This is a genomic window from Streptococcus mitis (assembly GCF_005844455.1).
GTDB classification, from domain to species: domain Bacteria; phylum Bacillota; class Bacilli; order Lactobacillales; family Streptococcaceae; genus Streptococcus; species Streptococcus mitis_BF.
On the sequence record NZ_SPGF01000091.1, the window covers coordinates 1 to 4,166 of the forward strand.

Genomic DNA, 4,166 nt, shown 5'->3' on the forward strand with positions numbered 1-4,166 from the left:
GAGAGTTCTGACGCCAACATCAAAAACTTTAGCTGCCTCGACATGGCTGTGTCCTTCTTTGATGTAATCTAATGCTCGTTGTTTAAAATCTGTACTATATGCCATAGCTTTATTATAACATGCTTGTTTAAAACTAAGCAACTATATCAAGTGGTTTAACCCACCAAAAAACGACCTAAAAAATGAGTCAAAAAAACCCTCAAAAAGTCCCGAAAACCGCTTGACAAAAGCATTCGGTGGGGTATAATGTTAGTAACAACAAAAATTTTTAAGGAGATTATACTGATGAAATCAACAGGTATTAAAGATGTTATGACAAAAACAAAAACCGTCGCAGCTGCGACAACTCTAATGGCTGGTTTGGGTGTAGCGGCAAACGTCCATGCCGACGGTGTGACTACACCCAGCCAACCTGAAACACAAGTAAACCAAGACAAGGCGGCTGTCACTCAAGCTGATGTCACAGAAGCCAAAACAAGTCTTGATACGGCTAATGAAGCTGTAAGCCATCAAGAAGCAACGGTTCAAGCCCAAGCAAAAGAGGCAGATAGTGCTCAAGTGACTTATGATGAAGCTAGTCAAGCGACAGACGAAGCCCGAGCACTGGTAGCCCAAGCAACGCCAGAAGCTATTTCTGAAGCAACAGCTGATGTCACAGCGGCTCAAAACCAAGTGTCACAAGCTGAAGACTTACAGGCACAAGCTGAAAGCAATCAAGCAACGGCAGAAACAGCAGTTGCCAACCAAACTCAAACGGTTAGTCAGGCACAAGATCAAGTGACGACATCACAAGCTGCTGTAGATGCTGCTCAAAAAGATGTCAATAATAAACAAGCTATTTTGGATGGTACAGGTCAAGCCGAAGTTATTGCTAATCGTGATAATGCTCAAGCAGCAGTTAACACTGCACAAGATCACGTTTCCCAAGCAGAGTCTGATTTAACAAAAGCTCAAACAGCAGATGCTAATCGTCAGCAAGCGATTGACAATGCTCAACAAGCGGTTGATGCAGCCAATCAAACTGTTACGTCAACAAAAGCAGATTTAGATGCTAAGACAGCTCAAGCTCATCAAACACAAGCTATTGAAGATGCCAAACAAGCCGATGTTGCTACAGCGCAAAAAGATGTCAATGATAAACAAGCCATCTTAGATGTCACAGGTCAAAAAGCTATCTTGGACGAAGCTGAAGCTGCAAAAAATGATGAAGCCAGTAAACAAGCTCATTTGTCAGAAGATAAAACAGCGTTGCAAAAAGCGCAAGAGGCGGATGCTAACCGTCAACAAGCGATTGACAAAGCTCAAAAAGACATTGATGCGGCAAGCAAAAACGTTTCTACAGCAAAATCAGATTTAGATGCTAAAACAACTAAAGCCCAACAGGCAGCACAAGCTTTAACGGATGCTCAATTCGCATACAAAACAGCTGAAAACGACTATAAAGCGATTAATACAATTACAATGTCTGACGAATATGCAAAAGCTCTTAAAGATGCCTATGATTCTTCGTTAACAACAGAGCAACGTGATGTAGCGCTTAATACTTTAGCTAGCTTAGCTAAATCAGAAGATTCTAAGAATAAATTTATTCATAATGAAAATGACAAAAAACAATCGTTTGATATTAATCATGTAACTGCTGAACAAGCTAAAGAGCTTTCTCTTTTTGCGGCTGATTTAATTAATCAAGCCCGTAAACTAGTTGGTACAACACCAGTTGCAGTAACAGCAGAATCAGCTATCGAAGCCCAAAAGCACGCAAACTATTATGCGACAACAGATATGAAGATGTGGACGTTTAATCATGATACGTCTGATTTAGATGCTAAATATAGATGGGTTGATGAAGATTGGGCAGGTAATTATTTTAATACTTCTAGTTGGGCGAATCCAACTGAATTGGGGAAAGAAACAATGGATGATGCTAAGTATTATGTTTATGATGCTATTAGACGTTGGATTTTCGCACCAGATGAGTGGTTACATGCATCAAGTGTTGTAGGAACACGTAACGCTACTACTGGAGAGAATTATATTGGTGTAGGTTTATCTCGCTTAAAAGATGGAACTTTAAGTCTTAGTCTGAATATTTTCAATACAGATTCTTCAGATTTGTCACAGTTTGATAAAACACCACTTCCTAATCCAAACTCAAGCGACAATATCATTACAACATATAACACAGCTAAAGCTGATGTAGAAGCTAAAACAGCAACTAATAACAGTGTGCAATCAGCTTTAAGCGCTGCTCAAAATAATTACAATAACGCAGTTGCTATTAACACTAAGGCTCAACAAGTTTTAGATGAAGCTCAATCAGTGGCTGTTCAAACTCCGACTGCTCAAGCTAATCTTACTTTAGCAGAGACAGCTTTAACTAAAGCACAAGAACGTTTAACAAAAGCAACTCAAGCAGTAGATGCTTTAAATGCTGATATTAAAGCGAAACAAGCAGCCTTAACTTCTGCTAAAGTAGTGCTAGCAACTACCCAATCAGAATTAGCCCAAGCACAAGCTAATAATAAAGTAGTTCAAGAAGCTAAAATGACTGCTCAAACAGCCTACGATAATGCAGTATCACAATTGTCATCAGTTAGTGCAAACTTGACCCAAGCACAATCAGTGGCTGTTCAAACTCCGACTGCTCAAGCAAACTTGTCGTCTGCTAAAGCCACATTGATCCAAGCACAAGAAAATCTTGTTAAAGCTCAACAGGCAGTGGATGATTTAAGTGCTGATATTACCGTTAAGCAAGCTAATTTAGTAGCTGCTAAAGAAGTTCTTGCTTCCAAACAAGCAGATTTAACAGCTAAACAAGATGTGCTTACCCAATCTAAAGCTCGTTTAGCTAGCCTGCAAGCCGACTTGCTAATGGCTCAAGAAAATGTAGTGACTGCGAAAGCTAATGTGGATAAAGCAAAAGCTATTTTAGGTGAAGCTCAAGTAACCTTAGCTAATCTAAAAAATGCACCACAATTACTGAAAGAAGCACAAGCTAAGGAAGCAATCGCAAAAGCAAACTTGTTAGATGCTCTGGATAGTTTAGAGGCAGAATTGCTAAAACTAAAAGATTTACAAGTTAAACAAGTAGCGGCGCAAGCTGTTTATGATACGACTTCAAAAGCTTATCAAAATGTCCTTGAGGCACAAGAAAAAGAACGTCTTCAAGCTGAATACGATAGCTTAGTGGCACAAGGGAAACAACCAATTCCGGTTGTGAATGAAACAGGTAAAATTACAGGATACACCGTTTTAGCTCCAGAAGCTCCTCAATCTGCTTCAAAAGCACAAGGAGAGGTAGTTACAGCAGCTAAGAAAGCAGAAGCGAAGGAATTGCCTAATACAGGTACAGAAGCCCATGCAGGCCTAGCAACACTTGGACTTCTTGGAGCACTTGGCGGATTTGGACTTCTTTCTCGCAAGAAAAAAGAAGACTAAAAACTGAAAGTTTTGGCTATCTATCAACTGCAAATGATTGAAGAAAAGCTAAGCTCGAGAAAGGACACATTTCGTCCTTTCTTTTTTGATATTTAGAGCGATAAAAATCCGTTTCTTAAAGTTTTCAAAGTTCCGAAAACCAAAGGCATTTCGTTTGATGAGTTTAATGAGATTATTAGTCGCTTCCAACTTACCGTTGGAATAGGGCAATTGAAGGGTGTTGACAATTTTCTCTTTGTCCTTGAGAGAGGATAAATCTGCTTTAGATTGTCCTCAATGAGTCCGAAAAATTTATCCAGTTCTTATTCTGAAAGTGAAAAAGCAAGAGTTGATAGAGATTATAGTGGTGTTTCAAGTCTTCTGAATAGCTCAAAAGCTTGTCTAGAATTTCTTTATTCGTCAAGTGCATACGAAAAGTAGGGCGATAAAATCGCTTATGGCTGAGTTTACGACTATCCTGTTGAATGAGCTTCCAGTAACGTTTGATGACCTTATATTCATGAGATTTTCGTTCAAATTGGTTCATGATTTGAACACGGACACGACTCATAGCACGGCTGAGATGTTGGACAATATGAAAACGATCTAGAACGATTTTAGCACATGGGAGTGAAACAGTCTGGGAGACTGTTTCAGCCTGAGCCTAGAATTTCGAAAGCGAAGCTGTTTAGCCAAGGCATAATAAGGACTAAACATATCCATCGTAATAATTTTCACCTGACAACGAA

At 39.4% G+C, this 4,166-nt stretch carries 2 protein-coding genes and 1 pseudogene; 1 reads left to right on the forward strand and 2 read right to left on the reverse strand.

The genetic code is table 11. The annotated features are described in order from the left end of the window. Positions 1–105 (reverse strand): IS630 transposase-related protein (locus tag FGQ53_RS11180; protein WP_212744431.1); only part of this gene is annotated, 105 nt, incomplete at its 3' end. 180 nt (positions 106–285) lie between these two features. On the opposite strand from FGQ53_RS11180, the gene FGQ53_RS11185 reads away from it, so the two are divergent. Further along, positions 286–3,438 (forward strand): SEC10/PgrA surface exclusion domain-containing protein, encoded by a 3,153-nt coding sequence (locus tag FGQ53_RS11185; protein WP_171019149.1) that lies wholly within the window; start codon positions 286–288, stop codon positions 3,436–3,438. Between the two features lie 48 nt (positions 3,439–3,486). On the opposite strand, the pseudogene FGQ53_RS11190 reads toward FGQ53_RS11185, so the two are convergent. Next, positions 3,487–4,166 (reverse strand): annotated as a pseudogene (locus FGQ53_RS11190) (transposase); the annotation flags it as partial.

Coding starts and splice junctions, on each gene's coding strand:
- FGQ53_RS11185 (WP_171019149.1), top strand. CDS start 286: ATGAAATCAACAGGTATTAAAGATGTTATGACAAAAACAAAAACCGTC.